The sequence below is a fragment of the Klebsiella sp. CN_Kp073 genome (genome assembly GCF_040065495.2).
Lineage (GTDB): Bacteria > Pseudomonadota > Gammaproteobacteria > Enterobacterales > Enterobacteriaceae > Klebsiella > Klebsiella aerogenes.
Genome location: NZ_CM198051.1, coordinates 1699500 through 1722251 on the forward strand (window position 1 = coordinate 1699500; position 22752 = coordinate 1722251).

At 55.6% G+C, this 22752-nt stretch carries 21 protein-coding genes and 1 pseudogene; 13 read left to right on the top strand and 9 right to left on the bottom strand.

Translation table 11 applies throughout. From position 1 onward, the window contains the following. Positions 1–8 precede the first annotated feature (8 nt). The gene (gene cirA, locus ABLV66_RS08270; protein WP_045391307.1) at positions 9–1982 is read left to right on the top strand and encodes a catecholate siderophore receptor CirA; all 1974 of its coding nucleotides are present in this window, start codon (positions 9–11) and stop codon (positions 1980–1982) included. 69 nt (positions 1983–2051) lie between these two features. Here cirA and arsC read toward each other — a convergent pair whose 3' ends face one another. From arsC to fghA, 4 genes and pseudogenes are all read right to left on the bottom strand, one after another. Beyond that, positions 2052–2486: a glutaredoxin-dependent arsenate reductase gene (gene arsC / locus ABLV66_RS08275; RefSeq protein WP_020078288.1), complete on the bottom strand. Its 435-nt coding sequence runs from the start codon at positions 2484–2486 to the stop codon at positions 2052–2054. Between the two features lie 12 nt (positions 2487–2498). Further along, positions 2499–3787 (bottom strand): annotated as a pseudogene (locus ABLV66_RS08280) (arsenic transporter). Between the two features lie 34 nt (positions 3788–3821). After that, on the bottom strand, positions 3822–4142 hold the full coding sequence (locus tag ABLV66_RS08285) for a metalloregulator ArsR/SmtB family transcription factor (protein ID WP_047044926.1): 321 nt from the start codon (positions 4140–4142) through the stop codon (positions 3822–3824). A 151-nt stretch (positions 4143–4293) separates the two neighbouring features. After that, positions 4294–5130 carry an S-formylglutathione hydrolase gene (fghA, locus tag ABLV66_RS08290; protein ID WP_045391298.1) on the bottom strand — a complete coding sequence of 279 codons (837 nt, stop codon included), beginning with the start codon at positions 5128–5130 and terminating at the stop codon, positions 4294–4296. A 343-nt stretch (positions 5131–5473) separates the two neighbouring features. On the opposite strand from fghA, the gene folE reads away from it, so the two are divergent. The 6 genes from folE (at position 5474) to mglC (ending at position 12453) form a co-directional block, all read left to right on the top strand. Further along, the gene (gene folE, locus ABLV66_RS08295; protein WP_015365708.1) at positions 5474–6142 is read left to right on the top strand and encodes a GTP cyclohydrolase I FolE; all 669 of its coding nucleotides are present in this window, start codon (positions 5474–5476) and stop codon (positions 6140–6142) included. A 15-nt stretch (positions 6143–6157) separates the two neighbouring features. Beyond that, positions 6158–7315, top strand: coding sequence for a DUF418 domain-containing protein YeiB (gene yeiB, locus ABLV66_RS08300; RefSeq protein ID WP_047044922.1), 1158 nt, complete (start codon positions 6158–6160; stop codon positions 7313–7315). A gap of 155 nt (positions 7316–7470) precedes the next feature. Further along, complete coding sequence (gene galS / locus ABLV66_RS08305) at positions 7471–8493, top strand: HTH-type transcriptional regulator GalS (protein ID WP_047044918.1); 1023 nt, start codon at positions 7471–7473, stop codon at positions 8491–8493. 298 nt (positions 8494–8791) lie between these two features. Beyond that, positions 8792–9790: a galactose/glucose ABC transporter substrate-binding protein MglB gene (gene mglB / locus ABLV66_RS08310; RefSeq protein WP_045391288.1), complete on the top strand. Its 999-nt coding sequence runs from the start codon at positions 8792–8794 to the stop codon at positions 9788–9790. A gap of 116 nt (positions 9791–9906) precedes the next feature. After that, on the top strand, positions 9907–11427 hold the full coding sequence (gene mglA / locus ABLV66_RS08315; protein ID WP_015365712.1) for a galactose/methyl galactoside ABC transporter ATP-binding protein MglA: 1521 nt from the start codon (positions 9907–9909) through the stop codon (positions 11425–11427). Between the two features lie 15 nt (positions 11428–11442). Next, positions 11443–12453, top strand: a complete 1011-nt coding sequence (mglC, locus tag ABLV66_RS08320) for a galactose/methyl galactoside ABC transporter permease MglC (protein ID WP_015365713.1) — start codon at positions 11443–11445, stop codon at positions 12451–12453. A 70-nt stretch (positions 12454–12523) separates the two neighbouring features. Here mglC and sanA read toward each other — a convergent pair whose 3' ends face one another. From sanA to ABLV66_RS08345, 5 genes are all read right to left on the bottom strand, one after another. Then, positions 12524–13240, bottom strand: coding sequence for an outer membrane permeability protein SanA (sanA, locus tag ABLV66_RS08325; protein WP_015365714.1), 717 nt, complete (start codon positions 13238–13240; stop codon positions 12524–12526). Positions 13241–13409: 169 nt separating this feature from the next. Further along, complete coding sequence (cdd, locus tag ABLV66_RS08330) at positions 13410–14294, bottom strand: cytidine deaminase (protein WP_063415375.1); 885 nt, start codon at positions 14292–14294, stop codon at positions 13410–13412. Between the two features lie 127 nt (positions 14295–14421). After that, positions 14422–15117: a CidB/LrgB family autolysis modulator gene (locus ABLV66_RS08335; RefSeq protein WP_015365717.1), complete on the bottom strand. Its 696-nt coding sequence runs from the start codon at positions 15115–15117 to the stop codon at positions 14422–14424. Further along, positions 15114–15512, bottom strand: coding sequence for a CidA/LrgA family protein (locus tag ABLV66_RS08340; protein ID WP_045376759.1), 399 nt, complete (start codon positions 15510–15512; stop codon positions 15114–15116). The genes ABLV66_RS08335 and ABLV66_RS08340 overlap by 4 nt, the downstream gene beginning before the upstream one ends. A gap of 112 nt (positions 15513–15624) precedes the next feature. After that, on the bottom strand, positions 15625–16530 hold the full coding sequence (locus ABLV66_RS08345; protein ID WP_213797427.1) for a LysR substrate-binding domain-containing protein: 906 nt from the start codon (positions 16528–16530) through the stop codon (positions 15625–15627). A 127-nt stretch (positions 16531–16657) separates the two neighbouring features. On the opposite strand from ABLV66_RS08345, the gene mhbT reads away from it, so the two are divergent. From mhbT to dusC, 6 genes are all read left to right on the top strand, one after another. Beyond that, positions 16658–18016 (top strand): 3-hydroxybenzoate transporter MhbT, encoded by a 1359-nt coding sequence (gene mhbT, locus ABLV66_RS08350; protein ID WP_348876020.1) that lies wholly within the window; start codon positions 16658–16660, stop codon positions 18014–18016. 11 nt (positions 18017–18027) lie between these two features. Then, a complete protein-coding gene (gene gtdA / locus ABLV66_RS08355; protein WP_348876019.1) occupies positions 18028–19065 on the top strand; it encodes a gentisate 1,2-dioxygenase in 1038 nt (345 codons plus the stop codon). Positions 19066–19082: 17 nt separating this feature from the next. Next, on the top strand, positions 19083–19784 hold the full coding sequence (locus ABLV66_RS08360) for a fumarylacetoacetate hydrolase family protein (protein ID WP_047044903.1): 702 nt from the start codon (positions 19083–19085) through the stop codon (positions 19782–19784). Between the two features lie 8 nt (positions 19785–19792). Next, on the top strand, positions 19793–20437 hold the full coding sequence (maiA, locus tag ABLV66_RS08365; protein ID WP_015706104.1) for a maleylacetoacetate isomerase: 645 nt from the start codon (positions 19793–19795) through the stop codon (positions 20435–20437). A 12-nt stretch (positions 20438–20449) separates the two neighbouring features. Then, entirely contained in the window at positions 20450–21643 is a 1194-nt protein-coding gene (locus ABLV66_RS08370; RefSeq protein ID WP_348876017.1) for a 3-hydroxybenzoate 6-monooxygenase, read from the top strand. A 74-nt stretch (positions 21644–21717) separates the two neighbouring features. After that, complete coding sequence (dusC, locus tag ABLV66_RS08375) at positions 21718–22650, top strand: tRNA dihydrouridine(16) synthase DusC (protein ID WP_045391272.1); 933 nt, start codon at positions 21718–21720, stop codon at positions 22648–22650. Positions 22651–22752: the final 102 nt, after the last annotated feature.

Below are 22752 nucleotides of genomic sequence, written 5' to 3' on the forward strand. Positions count from 1 at the left end.
GATTTGGTATGTTCAGGTTAAACCCTTTTGCCCGGGCGGGACTGTGCGCGTCCGTCGTAGCATTGGCATTTCCGGCGCTGGCCGCAAATGATGACGAAACGCTGGTTGTCACCGCCGCGGCGACTGAACAGAGCGTCAAAGATGCCCCCGCCAGTATCAGCGTGATCACCCAACAGGACTTGCAGCGTAAGCCGGTGCAGAACCTGAAGGACGTGCTGCGCGATGTGCCTGGCGTTCAGCTCACCAACGAAGGGGATAACCGTAAGGGCGTGAGTATTCGCGGCCTGAGTAGCAGCTATACGCTGATCCTGATCGATGGCAAACGGGTGAACTCGCGTAATGCTGTCTTCCGCCATAACGATTTCGATCTTAACTGGATCCCGGTGGACTCCATCGAGCGGATTGAAGTAGTGCGCGGCCCGATGTCTTCCCTGTACGGTTCCGACGCGCTCGGCGGCGTGGTCAACATCATTACCAAAAAAATCGGCCAGAAATGGACCGGTACTCTCAGCAGCGATGCCACCATTCAGGAACACCGCGATCGCGGTGACACTTATAACGGTCAGTTCTTCACCAGCGGCCCGCTGATTGACGGCGTGCTGGGGATGAAAGCCTACGGTAGCCTGGCGAAACGCAGTAAAGACGATCAGCAATCTTCCAGCAACGCCGCGGGCGAAACGCCGCGCATTGAAGGTTTTACCAGCCGCGACGGCAACGTTGAGTTCGCCTGGACGCCAACGGAGAACCAGGACATTACCGCCGGCTACGGTTTCGATCGCCAGGATCGCGATTCAGACTCGCTCGACAAAAACCGCCTCGAACGTCAGAACTACTCTTTGACCCATAACGGGCGCTGGGATGTCGGCAATAGCGAAGTGAAATTCTACGGCGAGAAAGTGGATAACAAAAATCCAGGGCAGGCGGGCACTATTACTTCTGAGAGTAATGCGGTCGATGGTAAATATGTGATGCCGCTGGGTATGATCAACCAGATCGTGACCCTCGGCGGTGAATGGCGCCACGATAAACTCAAAGATCCGGTAAACCTGAGCAGCGGCGGCAAATCGACTTCCGCCAGCCAGTACGCGCTGTTCCTCGAAGATGAGTGGCGGATCTTTGAACCGCTGGCGCTGACCACCGGCATTCGTATGGACGATCACCAAACCTACGGCGATCACTGGAGCCCGCGTGCGTACCTGGTCTATAACGCCACCGATACCGTGACCGTGAAAGGCGGTTGGGCTACGGCCTTTAAAGCGCCGTCGCTGCTGCAATTGAACCCGGACTGGACCACCAACTCCTGTCGCGGTAGCTGCAGCATTATCGGTAACCCGAATCTGAAGCCGGAAACCAGCGAAAGCTTTGAGCTTGGTCTGTATTACAGCGGTGAAGAGGGCTGGCTGGAAGGTGTTGAAGGCAGCGTGACCGCCTTCCAGAACAACGTTGACGATATGATCGACATCCTGCGCACCTCCAGCGCCAGCGAGGCGCCGGGTTACCCGAACTTCGTCGGCTGGAAGACCGTGAACGGTAAGCGCGTGCCGGTATTCCGCTACTTCAACGTCAACAAAGCGCGGATTAAAGGCGTGGAGACCGAAGTGAAGGTTCCGTTCGGCGAAGAGTGGAAACTGACGGTCAACTATACCTATAACGATGGTCGCGATCTGAGCAACGGCGGCAATAAACCGCTGCAGACGCTGCCGTTCCATACCGCTAACGGTACCCTCGACTGGAAACCGCTGGAGGATTGGTCTTTCTACGTCACGGCCAACTATACCGGCGAGCAGCGTGCGGTAAGCGCGACGGGTAAAACCCCAGGCGGTTATACCATGTTCGATATCGGCGCCGCGTGGCAGGTCAGTAAAAACGTGAAACTGCGCTCCGGCGTGCTTAACGTTGGCGACAAAGATCTGAACCGCGACGATTACAGCTACACCGAAGATGGCCGTCGCTACTTTATGGCCGTCGATTACCGCTTCTGATAGCGATAAACTGTCTGCCGCCGCTGAAGTAACTTCAGTGGCGGCAGCCCCGATAAAACGTGTACGCCGCTATCCGCCAGGTATCAGCCGCTTGCCTCTTTCATCCACCACCTTTTCTCCATCCTCTTTGCTAAAAGCGCCTTGCTGCGGATCGGGCAGGATATCCAGTACCACTTCAGAAGGCCGACATAAGCGGGTTCCCCGTTCAGTGACCACAATAGGGCGATTAATCAGGATGGGATGAGCGAGCATAAATTCTATTAACTGTTCGTCGGTGAACTTGTCCTCCGCGAGTCCCAACTGGGCATAAGGTTCAACATTCTCGCGTAGCAGAGTACGCACCGCGATCCCCATCTCTGCGATAAGTTTAACCAGCTCATCGTGAGTTGGCGGGGTTTCAAGGTAGTGAATAACGGTGGGTTCATTACCGCTGTTACGGATCATCTCCAGCGTATTACGTGACGTGCCGCAGGCCGGGTTGTGATAGATGGTGATATTACTCATATAAGTGTCTCGTTATAGAGTGAGAGAGAGCCGCAGCGCCAGCGCGGCCAGAGTGACAAACAGCACGGGTAGCGTCATGATGATGCCGGTGCGGAAGTAATATCCCCAACTGATGGTCATGCTTTTCTGCGACAGTACGTGCAGCCACAGCAGGGTCGCCAGACTGCCTATTGGCGTGATTTTGGGGCCTAAATCGCACCCAATCACGTTGGCGTAGATCATCGCTTCTTTGATAACGCCAGAAGCGGTGCTTCCTTCAATCGACAGCGCGCCCACCAGGACCGTTGGCATATTGTTCATTACCGACGACAGGAAAGCGGTCAGGAAGCCCGTGCCAAACGTTGCCGCCAGCAGTCCCTTATCCGCCAGCATATTCAGAACACCCGACAGATATTCCGTTAAGCCCGCATTGCGCAGACCGTAGACCACCAGGTACATACCCAGCGAGAAAATAACGATCTGCCAGGGCGCGCCGCGCAATACTTTACCGGTATTGATGGCGTGACTTTTTTCGCAACGGCAAACAGAACAGCGGCTCCGACAGCGGCGATGGCGCTAACGGGCAGTCCCAGCGGTTCAAGAACAAAGAAACCAACCAGCAACAAAAGCAGAACAACCCAGCCAGCTTTGAAGGTTGCGGGATCTTTAATCGCGCTGGCAGGCGTTTTCAGCAAAGTGACGTTGTAGGTTGCCGGAATATCCCGGCGGAAAAACAGATGCAGCATGCCCAGCGTGGCCGCGATGGCAGCAATATCAACAGGAACCATTACAGAGGCGTATTGCGTAAAACCAAGCCGGAAGAAGTCAGCAGAGACAATGTTTACCAGATTAGAAACGATAAGCGGCAGGCTGGCGGTATCGGCAATAAACCCGGCTGCCATGACAAAGGCCAATGTTGTCCTTTTGCTGAACCCCAGAGCGAGCAGCATGGCAATGACGATGGGAGTCAGAATGAGCGCTGCGCCATCGTTAGCAAACAGCGCCGCAACGGTCGCGCCTAACAGGATAATCCAGCTAAACAGCAGACGACCGCGCCCGTTGCCCCAGCGGGAGACATGCAGCGCGGCCCATTCAAAAAAGCCCGATTCATCGAGCAGCAGGCTGATGATAATTACCGCGATAAAAGTCGCAGTTGCGTTCCAGACGATATTCCAGACCACAGGAATATCACTGGGATGAATAACGCCGCTGACCAGCGCCAGCACTGCGCCAATACTCGCGCTCCAGCCGATGCTGAGGCCCCGGGGCTGCCAGATTACCAACACCAGCGTGAATAAAAAGAGACTACCTGCCAACAACATTCACTACTCCAATATATGCGTTTATATATATGTATCAACAGGTGCTACACGCTGATTTCGTGCGCCATTCGTCAATATCTTCTCTCATGCTCTGCCAGGATGCGGCAATGATCTCCGCCGCCCAAGCCGGCATATGGGGCGAGAGGCGATAGTGGACCCATTTCCCTTGCCGACGGTCGAGCACCAGTCCGGACTCACGTAATATCGCCATATGACGCGATATTTTCGGCTGGGATTGCCCGGTGGCGGCACACAGATCGCAGACGCACAGTTCGCCGGACTCACGTAGCAACATGATGATGGCTAGACGGGTTTCATCCGCCAGAATTTTAAACAGCTGGATAGGTTTTATCATAGTTGACCAGATTATCATCGGAGTACATATATGCTAAATCATATGTATTGTGTTTTAAATAACAAATTATCGCCCGTAGCGACAAGGTAGTTCCTGACGATGATAAAAAACCGGGCAAGCGGAGGATGCCCGGCGAGGCGGGGAAGGGGGACTATTTAAACAGATGCTTCGCGTGGAAGCGCAGATGATCTTCTATAAAGGTGGCAATGAAATAGTAGCTGTGGTCGTAGCCGGGCTGGATACGCAGGCTCAGCGGCCACTGTTTCTGTCGCGCCACCTCTGCAAGGACCGCGGGCTGCAGCTGGGTACCGAGAAACTGGTCGGCGTCACCCTGATCAATTAAAGTCGGAATGGCATCCCCGGCCTGGCTTGCCTGCATCAGCGCGCAGCTGTCCCACTCCTGCCAGGTCGCCTCATCATCGCCGAGATAGGCGCTGAACGCTTTTTGTCCCCACGGAACTTTGCATGGGTTGACGATCGGCGCGAAGGCCGAGACGCTGGTAAAGCGCCCTGGGTTTTTCAGCGCCACGATGAGCGCGCCGTGGCCGCCCATCGAGTGGCCGCTGATGGCGCAACGGTCGGCGACCTGAAACTGGTTGTTAATTAACTGCGGCAGCTCATCGCGCAGGTAGTCGTACATGCGAAAATGCGCCGCCCACGGCGCCTGAGTGGCGTTGAGGTAAAAACCTGCGCCTTTACCGAGATCGTAACCGGCATCATCGGCGACGTCATCGCCGCGCGGGCTGGTGTCGGGCATCACCAGCGCAATGCCAAGTTCGGCGGCTATCCGCTGAGCGCCGGCCTTAGTGGTAAAGTTTTCGTCATTGCAGGTCAAACCGGATAGCCAGTACAGCACCGGCGGCGGGGCGGTTTCCGTCGCCGGCGGTAAAAAGATGCTAAACGTCATGGCGCAGTTCAGGGTACTGGAGTGATGACGCCAGCGTTGCTGTCGACCCTCGTAACAGCGATGCTCTTCAAGCAGTTCCATGCAGGGCTCCTCGGGTATCTATGTGTAATGCTTAATAATACAGATATTTCATTAACCGGTGAGCAACTTTCACTTTCCCGTCGCGCAAAGCTATTGCATCATTAATACGAGTTATAAAGAACATCTCAGAACATCTACAGTACTTATGATTGCGCGCGGTAGCGGCGGGGCTCGCTGGCGTGGCGCATCGACAACGTCCAACCGCAGCGGTAAAAATGAAAGGTTGCGCCAATTTCAATAATTATCGTGACGGCTACTGGATTATGTGCGCCACCTCACGCACAATGAGTGCAAACTTTGCCCTCAGAAGAGCAAAGAGCGCCACACCTGCAGGAGAACCTAAATGTCATCATTGAGTAAAGAAGCCATACTCGTTCATGAAGCGCTGGTCGCTCGTGGGCTGGAGACGCCGCTGCGTCCGCCAGTACAAGAAATTGATAATGAAACGCGCAAGCGTCTGATCGCCGGGCACATGACTGAGATTATGCAGCTGCTGAATCTTGATCTCAGTGACGACAGCCTGATGGAGACTCCGCATCGCATCGCAAAAATGTACGTTGATGAGATTTTCTCCGGTCTGGATTATGCCAGATTCCCGAAAATCACCGTTATTGAAAACAAAATGAAAGTTGACGAGATGGTGACGGTTCGCGATATCACGCTGACCAGTACCTGTGAACATCACTTTGTGACGATTGACGGCAAAGCGACCGTAGCTTATATCCCGAAAGATTCGGTAATCGGCCTGTCGAAAATTAACCGCATCGTGCAGTTCTTTGCCCAGCGTCCGCAGGTGCAGGAGCGCCTGACGCAGCAGATCCTCACTGCGTTGCAGACCCTGCTCGGTACCAGTAACGTCGCGGTATCCATTGACGCGGTGCATTACTGTGTGAAAGCGCGCGGCATCCGCGATGCGACCAGCGCCACGACCACCACTTCGCTTGGCGGTCTGTTTAAATCCAGCCAGAATACCCGCCAGGAGTTCCTGCGCGCCGTACGTCACCACAATTAATTCGGAGCAGGGTGCATGGAGAGAAACGTCACGCTGGACTTCGTTCGCGGCGTCGCCATCCTCGGCATTCTGCTACTGAATATCACCGCCTTCGGCTTGCCGAAGGCGGCCTATCTTAATCCGGCCTGGGCCGGGAGTATTTCGCTGAGCGACGCATGGAGCTGGGCAATCCTCGACCTGTTTGCGCAGGTGAAATTCCTCACCCTGTTTGCTCTGCTGTTCGGCGCCGGATTACAAATGCTGCTGGTACGCGGTAAACGCTGGATCCAGTCACGGCTAACGCTGCTTGCCCTACTTGGTTTTATTCACGGCCTCTTTTTCTGGGATGGCGATATTCTGCTGGCCTATGCGCTGGTGGGGCTGATTGCCTGGCGCATGGTACGCGATGCCCAACACGTTAAATCGCTATTTAATACCGGCGTAGTGCTATATCTCATCGGTATTGCGGTGCTGGTATTGCTGGGATTGATTTCCGCCAACGGCGCCAGCCGGTCATGGGTGCCCGATGCCGCGAATGTGCAGTATGAACAGTTCTGGAAGCTTAAAGGCGGTATGGAGGCGGTGAGCAATCGCGCGGATATGCTGTCCGATAACCTGGTGGCGCTGGGCGTGCAGTACGGCTGGCAGCTGGCGGGGATGATGCTAATGGGCGCGGCGCTAATGCGCTGCGGCTGGTTGAAAGGGCAGTTTAGCCTTAGTCACTACCGCCGCGTCGGGTTGGTGCTGATTATTGCCGGGATGGCGGTGAATGTGCCGGCCATCGCCGCGCAGTGGTACTTGCAATGGGACTACCGCTGGTGCGGTTTTCTGCTGCAGGCGCCGCGTGAACTTGGCGCGCCGCTTCAAACCATCGGCTATGCCGCGCTGGCGTGGGGATTCTGGCCGCAATTATGCCGCTTCCGTCTGGTCGGCGCGATTGCCTGCGTTGGGCGGATGGCGCTCAGTAACTATTTACTGCAAACCCTGATCTGCACCACGCTGTTCTATCATCTCGGCCTGTTTATGAAATTTGACCGTTTTCAGCTGTTGGCCTTTGTGCCGGCGGTGTGGGCCGTTAATCTCCTCTTCTCGCAGTTTTGGCTGCGTCATTTCCGCCAGGGGCCCGTTGAGTGGCTATGGCGTCAGTTAACCCTGAGAGCCTCAGGGACAACAACAAGAGATACATCCGTATAACGATCTCGATCACAATCATTAACAAAATGGATGTAACCGTTTCCAGCGGTGTGACCTCACTCACGTAGCGCGGCGCGCGTCACTGCCAGAATAGCCACCTTGCTGAACACAGGAGGTGGGTGTGACGTATTGTAATGCTATTAAGGTGGGTCTCCATGATCACCATTCGTGATGTCGCCCGTCAGGCGGGGGTCTCCGTAGCGACGGTCTCACGGGTGCTGAACAACAGCGCGCTGGTGAGCCCGGATACGCGGGAAGCGGTGATGAAGGCGGTCGCGCAGCTGGGCTATCGACCCAATGCCAATGCCCAGGCGCTGGCGACCCAGGTTAGCGATACCATCGGCGTGGTGGTGATGGATGTGTCGGACGCCTTTTTCGGCGCGCTGGTGAAAGCGGTGGATACCGTCGCGCAGCAGCACCAGAAATATGTCCTGATCGGCAACAGTTATCATGAAGCTGAAAAAGAGCGTAACGCCATTGAGGTGCTGATTCGCCAGCGCTGTTCGGCGCTTATTGTGCATTCGAAAGCGTTAAGCGATGCCGAACTCGGCGATTTTATGCAGCATATTCCGGGCATGGTGCTGATTAACCGCATTGTACCCGGCTTCGCGCACCGCTGTGTGGGTCTCGATAACGTCAGCGGCGCGCTCATGGCTACGCGGATGCTGCTCAATCACGGCCATCAGCGGATTGGCTATCTCTCTTCCAACCACGGCATTGAGGATGATGAACTGCGCCGCGAAGGGTGGGGTAAGGCGCTGCAGGAGCAGGGTATTATCGCCCCGGAAAGTTGGATTGGCTCGGGATCGCCGGATATGCAGGGCGGCGAAGCGGCGATGGTGGAACTGCTTGGGCGTAATTTAGGCCTGACGGCGGTGTTTGCCTATAACGACAGTATGGCCGCCGGCGCGCTCACCACCCTCAAGGATAACGGCATTGCTGTGCCGCAGCATCTTTCGCTGATTGGCTTTGATGACATTCCCATTTCCCGTTACACCGATCCGCAGCTGACCACGGTGCGCTATCCCATTATGTCGATGGCCAAATTGGCTACCGAACTGGCGCTACAAGGGGCGGCAGGAAAACTCGATAGTGAGGCCAGCCACTGTTTTATGCCCACGCTGGTGCGCCGCCATTCTGTGACGCAGAAGCAAAGTGTGGGGCCGATCACTAACTGAATCTATCCATCGATGTAACCGCTTTCAATCTGTGAGTAAATTCACAGTATATTAACATTACGCTGTTTATGATGGCAGCGTTGACCAGTCCGAACCAGGCTGTGCTAATGATGCGTTTAAACATCATCTTAAACAATAGGTTAGGCACTTGATGAAGCCGTTTTTCTGGAGCGTTACCCTACACGGAAGACAGAATTAACGTTGTGAATATCGTTGTGCGGTAACCCTAATGTAACAACTCCCGCCAGCTATCTTCACGCCAAAAAAAACGATGCAAAATAATAAAACCGGAGATTCCATGAATAAGAAGGTCTTAGCTCTGTCCGCCGTCATGGCTGGTATGCTTTTCGGCGCCGCAGCGCATGCCGCGGATACCCGTATCGGCGTTACGATCTACAAGTATGACGACAACTTTATGTCCGTCGTGCGTAAAGCTATCGAAAAAGACGGCAAATCTGCGCCGGACGTGAAACTGCTGATGAATGACTCGCAGAACGATCAGTCCAAACAGAACGATCAGATCGACGTGCTGCTGGCGAAAGGGGTGAAGGCGCTGGCGATCAACCTGGTTGACCCGGCGGCGGCGGGTACGGTTATCGACAAAGCGCGCGGGCAAAATGTGCCGGTGGTGTTCTTTAACAAAGAGCCATCGCGCAAGGCGCTGGATAGCTACGATAAAGCCTACTATGTAGGTACCGACTCTAAAGAATCCGGGATTATCCAGGGCGATCTTATCGCCAAACACTGGAAAGCGAACCCTAACTGGGATCTGAATAAAGATGGTCAGATTCAGTTTGTTCTGTTGAAAGGCGAGCCGGGCCACCCGGATGCCGAAGCGCGTACTTCCTACGTTATCAAAGAGCTGAATGAAAAAGGTCTTAAAACTCAGCAGCTGGCGTTAGATACCGCCATGTGGGATACCGCGCAAGCGAAAGATAAAATGGACGCCTGGCTCTCCGGCCCGAACGCCAACAAAATCGAAGTGGTGATCGCTAACAACGATGCGATGGCGATGGGCGCGGTAGAAGCGCTGAAAGCGCATAACAAGAGCAGCATTCCGGTGTTCGGCGTCGATGCTCTGCCTGAAGCGCTGGCGCTGGTGAAATCCGGCGCGATGGCCGGTACCGTGCTGAACGACGCCAACAACCAGGCGAAAGCGACTTTCGATCTGGCGAAGAACCTGGCTGACGGCAAAGAGCCTGCTGCTGGCACCAACTGGAAAATTGAGAATAAGATTGTCCGCGTACCATACGTAGGCGTCGATAAAGACAACCTCAGCCAGTTTATCGGTAAATAATTTTTACATGCATTGCGGGCGCGTTCAGCGCGCCCGATTATTCCTGATACCGAAGCCGATTTTGCTGCGATATAACTTATCGTCGCGGATCGGCACGAACGCAGCCAGGTATAACTATGGTCAGCAATAATAGCGTACAGTCGGGCGAATATTTGTTGGAAATGAGCGACATCAACAAATCTTTCCCCGGCGTGAAAGCTCTTGATAATGTCAACCTGAAGGTTCGTCCGCACTCAATCCATGCATTAATGGGGGAGAATGGCGCGGGTAAATCGACATTATTAAAATGCTTATTTGGGATCTATCAAAAAGATTCCGGCAGTATTCTTTTTCAGGGAAAAGAGATCGATTTCCATTCGGCGAAAGAAGCCCTGGAGAACGGTATTTCAATGGTGCACCAGGAGTTAAACCTGGTTCTACAACGTTCGGTCATGGACAACATGTGGCTGGGGCGTTACCCCACCAAAGGTATGTTTGTCGATCAGGATAAAATGTATCGCGATACCAAAGCGATATTTGATGAACTGGATATTGATATTGACCCGCGCGCTCGCGTGGGGACGTTATCGGTATCGCAGATGCAGATGATTGAAATTGCGAAGGCGTTCTCCTATGACGCCAAAATAGTCATTATGGATGAGCCTACCTCATCGCTGACCGAAAAAGAGGTCAATCACCTGTTTAAAATAATCCGCAAGCTGAAAGAGCGTGGCTGCGGCATTGTTTATATCTCCCATAAAATGGAGGAGATATTCCAGCTCTGCGATGAGATTACTATCCTGCGCGATGGTCAGTGGATTGCCACCCAGCCGCTGGAAGGGCTGGATATGGATAAGATCATTGCGATGATGGTTGGCCGTTCGCTGAACCAGCGTTTTCCGGATAAACAAAACAAACCGGGCGAAGTAATCCTTGAAGTTCGTAACCTGACCTCGCTGCGCCAGCCGTCGATTCGCGATGTCTCGTTCGATCTGCATAAGGGCGAAATTCTCGGTATTGCCGGGCTGGTAGGCGCGAAGCGTACCGATATCGTTGAAACGCTGTTTGGCATCCGCGAAAAGGCCAGCGGCACTATTACCCTGCATGGTAAAAAAATTAATAACCATAGCGCTAACGAAGCGATTAACCACGGCTTTGCGCTGGTAACCGAAGAGCGTCGTTCGACGGGGATTTATGCTTATCTCGATATTGGTTTTAACTCGCTGATATCAAATATCAAGAAGTATAAAAACAAGGTCGGCCTGTTGGACAATTCACGGATGAAAAGCGATACCCAATGGGTTATCGATTCCATGCGTGTAAAAACGCCAGGTCATCAAACGCAAATCGGTTCGCTTTCCGGCGGGAATCAGCAGAAGGTTATTATCGGCCGTTGGTTATTAACCCAACCGGAAATATTAATGCTTGATGAACCGACCCGCGGAATTGACGTCGGCGCGAAATTTGAAATTTACCAGCTGATTGCCGAACTGGCTAAAAAAGATAAGGGCATCATTATTATCTCTTCTGAAATGCCGGAGCTGCTGGGAATTACCGACCGTATTCTGGTTATGAGCAACGGGCTGGTTGCCGGAATTGTTGAGACCAAAACCACGACGCAAAATGAAATTCTGCGTCTTGCATCATTGCACCTTTGAGATCAGGGGCTTTCCATGAGTGCGTTAAATAAAAAGAGTTTCCTCACTTACCTGAAAGAGGGTGGGATTTACGTTGTACTTTTGGTCTTGCTGGCCATTATTATTTTCCAGGACCCGACCTTCTTAAGTCTGCTGAACTTAAGTAACATTCTGACGCAATCCTCGGTACGTATTATCATCGCGCTCGGCGTCGCCGGGCTGATTGTTACTCAGGGGACCGACCTTTCCGCCGGACGTCAGGTGGGGCTGGCGGCGGTGGTGGCGGCTACCATGCTGCAGGCGGTGGATAACGCCAACAAGGTGTTCCCGGAGATGGCGACCATGCCGATCCCGTTGGTTATTCTGCTGGTTTGCGCAATTGGCGCGGTGATTGGCTTGATTAACGGTATCGTCATTGCCTATCTCAACGTGACGCCGTTTATCACTACCCTGGGGACGATGATTATCGTTTACGGTATCAACTCCCTGTACTACGACTTCGTCGGCGCGTCGCCGATTTCCGGTTTCGACAGCCACTTCTCGCAGTTTGCCCAGGGCTTTGTCGCTTTAGGTTCATTCCGCCTGTCGTACATTACTTTCTACGCGCTGATCGCTATCTTCTTCGTGTGGATCCTGTGGAATAAAACCCGTTTCGGTAAAAACATCTTCGCTATCGGCGGCAACCCGGAAGCGGCGCGTGTCTCCGGCGTTAACGTGGCGCTGAACCTGCTGATGATTTATGCCCTATCCGGGGTGTTTTACGCCTTCGGCGGGCTGCTGGAAGCCGGACGTATCGGTTCGGCGACCAACAACCTCGGCTTTATGTACGAACTGGATGCGATTGCTGCCTGCGTGGTGGGGGGCGTTTCCTTCAGCGGCGGCGTGGGTACGGTTTTCGGCGTGGTGACCGGGGTTATTATCTTTACCGTCATCAACTACGGTCTGACCTACATCGGCGTCAATCCATACTGGCAGTATATTATTAAAGGGGCGATTATCATCTTCGCCGTGGCGCTGGATTCACTGAAATACGCGCGTAAGAAATAAGATTGAACCCATACAAAACCCGCGCCTGGCGCGGGTTTTTTTATATCTCAAATCGACGAAACGACGGCGGCTATTTTTCTTTCTGTAGTTCCAGTAACTGCTCAGGCGTGACCGCCGGGTAGGATTGCGCATCCTCCGGAACTTCATGCTGCTGCGCCGGGATGGGGATCAGCGGCCCGAGGAAACGCGGTTCGCGTTTGAAGATATAGAGATCCGCCAGTGCGCCAAACCGGGCGCCAAACTCGCGCAGACGCACGGTCCACATATCCTTCGGCGAAGGCACCGCATAGCACTGCGCCTGAATCCCCATATGCAAGGCGATAAACAGCGCGCGCTCGCAGTGGAAGCGCTGGGTGATAATAATAAAATCGTTGGTATCGAACACTTTGCGGGTGCGCACGATCGAATCGAGGGTGCGGAAACCAGCGTAGTCCAGCACGATATCCGCCGGATCGACGCCGGCTTTGATCAGATCCCGGCGCATGGTCATCGGTTCGTTATAGCTTTGCAGGGCGTTGTCACCGCTTAACAGCAGATAATTAACCTTACCGCTATTGTAAGCGTTGAGCGCGCCCTGGATTCGGTAACGATAATACTGATTGATCACGCCGGTGCGATAATATTTGGCAGTACCCAACACCACGCCAACCTGGCGGTAGGGGAGATCCTGCAGCTCATCGTAAATATAGGGCGCGGTTTTCCAGCTCATCCAGCGGTCAAGACCCAGCACGGTCAACAGCAGCAGGCCGAGCAGGACTAACAGGCTGTATAACACACGCTTTAACATGAACTTGACTCAATGGTGGACGAGGGAAGCTTCAGGCTACTTTACCCGCCGGGTAAGCGCAAGAAACCATCGTTTAATTGCGGGGATTTTCAGCAATATGGCAGATTACCGAATCCAGGCCGGATAAGCCAAAGGCGCATCCGGCAATCTGCTCAGGCTATCTGGCTAGTTAACCTAACAGCACGCGGTCGATATTCTGACAGCCCAACGCTTTCAGGGTTGCAACGGTCGCATCCCACTGGATAAGCGCGGCGTCGGCTTTCTCGGCTAACAGCGCGCGCTGGATATCCGGATAGTCGTAACCGTTAAGGCTCAGCAGGTTCAGCGCGCCCTGCAGCGGCGGTAGCGTCGGATTGAACGCCGCGTTTTCCGCGTAGCTGCCGCAGAAAATGGTGCCGTCTTTCAGCTCCAGCGCCACGCCGGAAGGGGAGTTGCTGTACGGCGTATGGCAGCGGTTCGCCGCCTGAATAGCCGCCTGCGTGAGCGCATCGCCGCTGAGGGGGAAGCCGTGATCCTGCTCATCCATCAGCAGAGTTTTAATCTCCAGATCTTTCGGACCAAAGGCGTCTGGCAGATAGTGCTGCAAGGAGTGCGCTTCGCGACCCGGCAGATGAATGCGCAGCGCCAGACCGCTGTTCAGTTCGTTCATAAACTGGCGACAGTGGCCGCAAGGCGTGTAGTTGACGGTAATGGCGCGCAGGGATTTTTCGCCGCGCAGCCAGGCGTGGCTGATGGCGCTCTGTTCCGCGTGGACGGTCTGCTGCATGGTGGCGCCGAGGAATTCCATGTTGCCGCCGAAATACCAGCGACCGCTCACGCCGCGGGCGATAGCGCCAACGTTAAAGTGAGAAAGATCGGCACGGGCGCAGGCGGCGGCAAGCGGCAGTAGCGCAAAGGCCAGCGCGTCTTCATCCAAACCTGTTGCTTGTTGTAGCGTCGCCACCTGATCGGCTTCGAGCAGCGCCGGGAAGTGCGGGTCTGCGAGCATCGGGGCGATGGCCGCCTGCAGGTCTGCCGCCAGATTAGTCAAAGCAGCTTGAAAACGAGAGTGCATAGCGTTGCCTCATAACAATGTAATGGGAAGCTAGTGTACGGGCCCGTACGGGCCCTATATGTGACATAAGTCTCATTGTTTGTGCAACGCTAATTTGTTGCATTTATAAGTGTGATGTACATCACATTTATCCAACAACAGCGACGATCACCGGGAACAGAAAAGGCGCGACCAGCGAGGTAATAATTCCGCACAGTACCAGCGCCAGCGAGCTAAATGCCCCTTCCTGGTAGTCCAGTTCGGCGCAACGGGCGGTGCCGAGGGCGTGCGAGGCGGTACCCATCGACAGGCCGCGGGATGCTTTAGTATGAATACGCATGGCGTTAAGCAGCGTATGGCCGAACACCGCGCCGAGGATGCCAACGAAAATGACGCACACGGCGCTAATCGCTGGAATACCGCCAATACTGCCGCTGACCGCCATGGCAATCGGCGTGGTGACGGATTTTGGCATGATGGAAGCGGCGATTTGCGGGGTGGCGCCCATCAGCAGCGCGACGGTGGTACCGGTGATCATTGCCACGCAGCTACCGATAAAGCAGATGGTGATGATGGATTTCCAACGCGCGCGGATCTGGTGCAGTTGTTCATACAGCGGAAAGGCCAGCGCGACCACCGCCGGCTGCAGTAGATCGTTAAGGATTTTGCTGCCGGCAAAATAGCGTTCATAAGAAATGCCGGTGACCAGCAGGAAAGGAATAATGACCACCATGGCGACCAGCAGCGGGTTGAGCAGCGGAAATTTAAACCGCGCCGCCAGCTTGCGGGCAAGGAAAAAGACAATCAGCGTTAACGGGAGCGACCACCACATTTCATGGATCATTTTTTACTTCCTTTTTGCCCGATGATTTTGCGTTCACCGTGGACCAGATGCGAGCTCCAGCTCACTACCAAAAAGACTAATAAGGTACTGACGGCGCAGGAGACCGCCACCGGCCCCAGCTGCGCGCGCAGCAAATCCCAGTACTGCATTACGCCGACGCCGATAGGCACGAACAGCAGCGCCATGTAGCGAATCAGGATGTTACAGCCGGGGTTGACCCACTGCGGCGGCATAATTTGCAGCGCCAGCAGCACGAACAAAATCAGCATGCCGATAATGCTGCCGGGAATTGTGATGGGCAGTAGCCCGGCGATAAAAATGCCCGCATACAAGCAGGCGTAAATCAGGACGAAAGCTCGCGCGTACTGCCAGATAATATTCAGCGACTTACTCATGGTAATAACCCTTGATGAACTGCCATTCATCATACAATTAAACCCTGAAATGTGCTACCGATCACATCATGAATTCTACGCATCGTCAGCATAGAAAATGGGAACAGCGGCCTTATTCTGCGAGGTAGTGCAGAAAACGAGTGAGCGCCAGCGATGGCACTTCGCTTTTGCGCCAGAACACCCCAACGCTACCTTTTTGTTCAATACGCGGCAAATTCAGAATCGCCAGTTGCCCATGTTCGGCGTAATGCTGCGCCAGCCGCAAAGAAAGAATAGAGATCATATCGCTGCTTTGCAGCAAATTGCTGGTGACATTCATCGAGGCCGACTCGATAGTATTCTCCGGCAGCATGACGCCGTTATCGACCAGCGCGTTATCAATACTCTGACGAATGGGCGTGCCGGTAGGCCAGACGATCCAGCGCCAGGCGGCAAGATCCGCCCAGCTCAGATGGGACCTGCTGGCCAGCGGATGATCGGGACGGGCGACGAAGCATACCGGTTCGGTATAGAGCACACGGTAGTTGAGCGGCAGTTCCAGCGCGCGCCCCCCAACACGTCCGACGACCACATCGACCACGCCGGAGAGCAGGTCGTGCAGCAGTGGCGTCATCACTTTTTCTTCGATATTCAGATGCAGGGTCGGCATCTCTTTAAGCAGGGCGAGGATCGCCTGCGCCACGCAGTCTGTCGCCACCGGCGAGCAGCCGATTATCAGGCTGCCGACCAGCCCGCCTTGTTTAAAGCGCTCGATCTCGTACTGCGAGCGCGACATGTCGTTGATTAGCCGCTGGGCGTGCTGAAGCAGCAGTTTGCCACCTTCCGAAGGGCGCAGGCCCTTACTGTGGCGCTCAAAGAGCGGCATGCCGACTTCTTCTTCAAATTGCGTCAGCCACTTAGAGAGTGCGGGCTGGGTAATATTCATCATTTTCGCGACCTGCGTGAGATTGCCTTGCTCACCCAGCGCCACCAGCATTTTCAAATGCTGCAGCTTCAACTTTTGCGTCCAGTTCGCCATCAGCCGATAACCTCCAGGTTATGTCTATGCCCGAAAAGCCATTGTACATTTCATCGCCATAGTTACAAAATCGCAACATAAAAGAAATAAATACAACATCTACCCTGACCTGCACTGAGGCATCATTATGGCTCAACGACGTGAACTACAGACGTTACTCAACGCAGCGCCGGTTGGCGCCCTGCAGTGGCGTGTGATTATTTGCTGTTTTCTGGTGGTGATGCTTGATGGTTTTGACACCGCCGCCATTGGTTTTATCGCCCCCGATATCCGCATTCACTGGCAACTGAGCGCCAGCGACCTCGCGCCGCTGTTTGGCGCCGGACTATTGGGATTGACCGCCGGGGCGCTGCTCTGCGGCCCGCTTTCTGACCGCTTTGGCCGAAAACGGGTGATTGAGTTCTGTGTCGCGTTGTTTGGCTTATTTAGCCTGCTCTCCGCGTTCTCGACGAATCTTGAAATGCTGGTGATCCTGCGTTTTCTCACCGGTCTGGGATTGGGCGGGGCGATGCCCAACACCATTACCATGACTTCGGAATATCTGCCGGCTCGCCGCCGCGGGGCGTTAGTAACCTTGATGTTCTGCGGCTTCACGCTGGGTTCGGCGCTGGGCGGCGTGGTGAGCGCCCAACTGGTGGCGCATATCGGCTGGCACGGCATTCTGGCCTTAGGCGGCATCCTGCCGCTGCTGCTGGCCGTCGCGCTGCTGTGGGCGCTGCCGGAATCGCCGCGCTGGCAGGTTCGCCGCGGACTGCCGCAGGCGACCATCGCCAAAACCGTTAGCGCCATCACCGGCGAGCGCTATTCCGAAACCCATTTCTGGCTGGATGAACCGGCGGCCGGGCCGAAAGGCAGCATTAGCCAGCTGTTTGTCGGCCGCCAGTTGACAATCACCTTGATGCTCTGGGTGGTGTTCTTTATGAGCCTGCTGATTATCTATTTGCTCTCCAGCTGGATGCCGACGCTGCTTAACCATCGTGGTATCGATTTGCAGCACGCTTCGTGGGTGACCGCCGCGTTTCAGGTGGGCGGCACGCTCGGCGCACTGTTGCTCGGTATCCTGATGGACCGTTTCAATCCCTTCCTTGTGCTGGCGCTGAGTTACTGCCTGGGCGCGTTGTGCATCGTGATGATCGGTTTAAGCGAAAACGGTTTGTGGCTGATGGCGCTGGCGATTTTCGGCACCGGAATCGGCGTGAGTGGTTCGCAGGTAGGCCTGAATGCGCTGACTGCCACGCTTTATCCTACTCAGAGCCGCGCGACCGGTGTCAGCTGGTCCAACGCCGTCGGCCGCTGCGGCGCCATCGTTGGTTCGCTCTCCGGCGGCATGATGATGGCGATGAATCTCTCTTTCGACACGCTGTTTTACGTTATAGCGGTACCGGCGGCGATCGGCGCGGTGATGCTCATCCTGCTGATGCTGGCGGTTCACCGCCCTGGAACTGTACCCGACGCGCTGCCCTCTGCCGGTATCGCGAATAAATGAGGAGAATAATAATGACGCCATCTACTCCGCAATCGAACCGCAATCGTCAGCAATTCTATCAGCATATCGCTGGACAGAATCTGACGCCGCTGTGGGAATCGTTGCACCATCTGGTGCCGCAAACGCCGAATGCCAACTGCGCCCCGGCGTACTGGAACTATCAGGAAATTCGCCCGCTGCTGCTGGAAAGCGGGCAGTTAATCGGCGCTAAAGAGGCGGTGCGTCGGGTACTGGTGCTGGAGAACCCGCAGCTGCGCGGCCAGTCGTCCATTACCGCGTCGCTGTATGCCGGCCTGCAGCTCATCATGCCGGGCGAGGTGGCGCCGAGCCACCGTCACAATCAGTCGGCGCTGCGCTTTATCGTGGAAGGCCACGGCGCGTTTACCGCCGTCGACGGCGAGCGCACGCCAATGCGCCCCGGCGATTTTATTCTGACTCCGCAGTGGCGCTGGCACGATCACGGCAATCCTGGCGATGAACCGGTGGTCTGGCTCGATGGTCTCGATTTACCGCTGGTCAACTATCTCGGCTGCGGTTTTGCTGAAGATTATCCGCAGGAGCAGCAGCCGGTGACGCGTAAAGAGGGCGACTACCTGCCGCGCTACGCTGCCAACATGCTGCCGCTGCGCCATCAGGTGGGAAATTCCTCGCCGATTTTTAACTACCGCTACGACCGTAGCCGCGAGGCGCTGCATGACCTGACCCATCTTGGCGAGGCCGACGAATGGGATGGCTACAAGATGCGCTACGTCAACCCGGTCACCGGCGGCTATCCGATGCCCTCGATGGGCGCTTTCCTGCAACTGTTGCCGAAAGGGTTCCGGTCGCGGGTGGCGAAAACCACCGACAGTACCATCTACCACGTAGTGGAAGGTAGCGGCCAGGTGACGATTGGCGAACAAACCTTCGCATTCCAGCCGAAAGACATCTTCGTGGCGCCAACCTGGCACGGCGTATCGTTCAACGCCTGCGAAGAGTGCGTGTTATTTAGCTTCTCGGACCGTCCGATACAGGAGGCCTTAGGCCTGTTCCGCGAAGCGCGTTATTAATAAGAAGGAAAACCATCATGACTCAATACGTTTTTGCTCCCCAGGCGCCGATTAGTCTCCCCGTTGTTGGCAGCGATGAGCAGTTCCCGGTGCGCCGCGTGTACTGTGTAGGCCGTAACTATGCCGCCCACGCCCGTGAAATGGGCTTCGATCCGGATCGCGAACCGCCGTTCTTCTTTTGCAAACCGGCGGATGCGGTTGTGCCGGTGGCGGCTGGCGAAACGCTGGATCTGCCGTATCCGGCGCAGACCGACAACTATCACTACGAGATTGAGCTGGTGGTCGCTATCGGCAAGGCGGGACGCGACATCCCGCTGGAGCAGGCGCAGGAATATATCTGGGGCTATGCCACCGGACTCGATATGACCCGCCGCGACCGCCAGATGGAGATGCGCCAGATGGGGCGCCCGTGGGAAATAGGTAAAGCATTCGATCTTTCCGCTCCTGTCGCGCCGCTGCATAAAGCCGCCGAGGCGCGCGAGGTGAATCAAGCCGGGATCTGGCTGCAGGTGAATGGTGAAGATCATCAGCGTAGCGATATACGCCACCTCATCTGGTCAGTAAATGAAACCATCAGCTATCTGTCGGGCTTTTTTGAACTGCAGCCCGGCGATCTGATTTTCACCGGCACGCCGGAAGGTGTCGGCGCGGTGGTGAAGGGCGATGTGATTACCGGCAACGTAGACGGACTGACGCCTATCGCCGTTCGCGTGGTGTGAGGTGAACAATGAAGCTGTACAGTTTTTTTAATAGCTCTGCCTCATACCGGGTGCGCATCGCGCTGGCCCTCAAGGGCATCGACTATCAGAGCGTGGGGGTGAATATCCGCATCGGGGCGCAGAATGCGTTGGAGTACCGGCGGCTCAATCCGGTGGGGCTGGTGCCGACGCTTATCACCGATGACGGTGAATCGCTGGGCCAGTCGCTGGCGATAGTTGACTGGCTTGACCGCCACTACCCACAAATGCCGCTGCTGCCGCAGGAGGATCCGGCGCGGATGCGGGTGCTGGAGATGGTCTACGCCATCGCCTGCGATATTCATCCGATTAATAACATGCGGGTTTTACGCTACCTTAGCGACGAGCTGAAGGTCAGCGAAGCGGACAAAAAACGCTGGTATGCCCACTGGATCCAGCAAGGGCTGAGTGCGCTGGAGCAACTGCTGCGACAATCGAAATCCGGCGCTTTCTGCGTCGGCGATAGACCAACGCTCGCCGACTGTTGCCTGGTGCCGCAGTGGGCCAACGCGCAGCGAATGGGGTGCGATCTGAGCCATTATCCGCGCTGCCAGGCGGTTTACGACGCCTGTACCCGGCTACCGGCGTTTATTGCCGCCGCGCCGGAAAATCAACAAGACAAAATTCCGGCCTAGGGAGGAAGGAACATGGCGAAAGTGACGCGAGCAATTATCGTCGGCGGCGGCATTGGCGGCGCGGCGACGGCGCTCTCTCTGGCGCGCCAGGGAATCAAAGTAATGCTGCTGGAAAAGGCGCATGAAATCGGTGAAATCGGCGCCGGTATTCAACTGGGGCCGAATGCGTTTTCAGCGCTGGATAGCCTCGGCGTCGGCGAAGTGGCGCGCCAGCGCGCGGTGTTTACCGACCATATCACGATGATGGATGCGGTGAATGGGGAAGAGGTGGTGCGTATCGAGACCGACCAGGCCTTCCGTGACCATTTCGACGGCCCGTATGCGGTGATCCATCGGGTGGACATTCACGCCACCGTCTGGGAAGCCGCGCTGACCCATCCCGGCGTGGAATACCGGACTTCAACTCAGGTGGTGGATATCCGCCAGACCGCCGATGACGTGACGGTCTTTGATGACAAAGGCAATAGCTGGACCGCCGATATTCTGCTGGGCTGCGACGGCGTGAAGTCAGTGGTGCGCCAGAGTCTGCTCGGCGATGCGCCGCGGGTCACCGGCCACGTGGTGTACCGCGCGGTGATCGAGGCGGCCGACATGCCGGAAGACCTGCGGATTAACGCGCCGGTGCTGTGGGCCGGGCCGCATTGTCATCTGGTGCATTATCCGCTGCGCGGCGGCAAACAGTACAACCTGGTGGTCACCTTCCATAGCCGCGAAAGCGAAGAGTGGGGCGTGCGCGACGGAAGCAAAGAAGAGGTGCTTTCTTACTTTAAAGGGATTCATCCCCGCCCGCGGCAAATGCTCGACAAACCAACGTCCTGGCGCCGCTGGTCTACCGCCGACCGCGAGCCGGTTGCAAAGTGGGGCAACGATCGCATTACCCTGGTCGGCGATGCCGCCCACCCGGTGGCGCAGTATATGGCGCAGGGCGCCTGCATGGCGCTGGAGGATGCGGTAACGATAGGTAAAGCGCTGCAGCAGTGCGACGGCGACGCCGCTCGCGCCTTCGCGCTGTACGAGTCGGTGCGTATTCCGCGTACCGCGCGAATTGTCTGGTCAACACGTGAAATGGGGCGGATTTATCACGCGGCGGGGGTCGAACGGCAGGTACGTAATCTTTTATGGAAGGGCAAAACGCAGGATGAATTTTACCGCGGTATCGAGTGGCTTTACGGCTGGAAAGAAGATAACTGCCTCGCACCACGCTAAGGTCTGATATTGAGATCTTTAAACCGACGCACAGAGGCGCTACCATAGCGCCTCTTTTTTTTCCGGGTAACGATATGCGTGTATTACTGGCGCCAATGGAAGGCGTGCTCGATTCGCTGGTGCGCGAGCTGCTGACCGAGGTTAATGATTACGATCTGTGCATCACCGAATTTCTGCGCGTGGTGGATCAACTGCTGCCGGTAAAATCGTTCTACAGACTGTGCCCGGAACTGCACCATCAAAGTCGCACTCCGTCCGGCACCCGCGTGCGCGTACAATTGTTGGGGCAATACCCGCAATGGCTGGCGGAAAACGCCGCCCGCGCGGTGGAGCTTGGCTCTTGGGGCGTGGATTTAAACTGCGGTTGTCCATCGAAGCTGGTGAACGGCAGCGGCGGCGGTGCGACGTTATTGAAAGATCCCGAACTTATCTATCGCGGGGCGAAAGCCATGCGCGAAGCGGTTCCCGATCACCTGCCGGTGACGGTGAAAGTTCGCCTCGGCTGGGACAGCGGCGAACGGCGCTTCGAAATCGCCGACGCGGTCCAGCAGGCGGGCGCCAGCGAGCTGGTGGTGCATGGCCGCACCAAAGAGGATGGTTACAAAGCTGAACGCATCAACTGGCAGGCCATCGGCGAAATCCGCCAGCGTCTGACTATTCCGGTGGTTGCTAACGGCGAAATCTGGGACTGGCAAAGCGCGCAGGAGTGCATGGCCGCTACCGGCTGTGATTCGGTGATGATTGGCCGCGGCGCGCTCAACGTGCCGAATCTCAGCCGGGTAATCAAATACAATGAACCGCGTATGCCGTGGCCACAGGTGGTTGAGTTACTCAAAAAATATACCCAACTGGAAAAGCAGGGGGATACCGGTTTATATCACGTAGCGCGCATTAAGCAGTGGCTGGGCTATTTACGCAAAGAATACACGGAAGCGCTTGGCCTCTTTAATGAAATTCGCACCTTGCAAACCTCAGCAGAGATAGCGAAAGCGATTGCACGTTATTAGATAAGGCGGTGTTATTCCGTACGCACTTTATTAATTAGCACTTATTCCTGCACGATACGACGCGAGCTGTATCACGTTTTTATTCCCTCGCGCTTGAGTCGT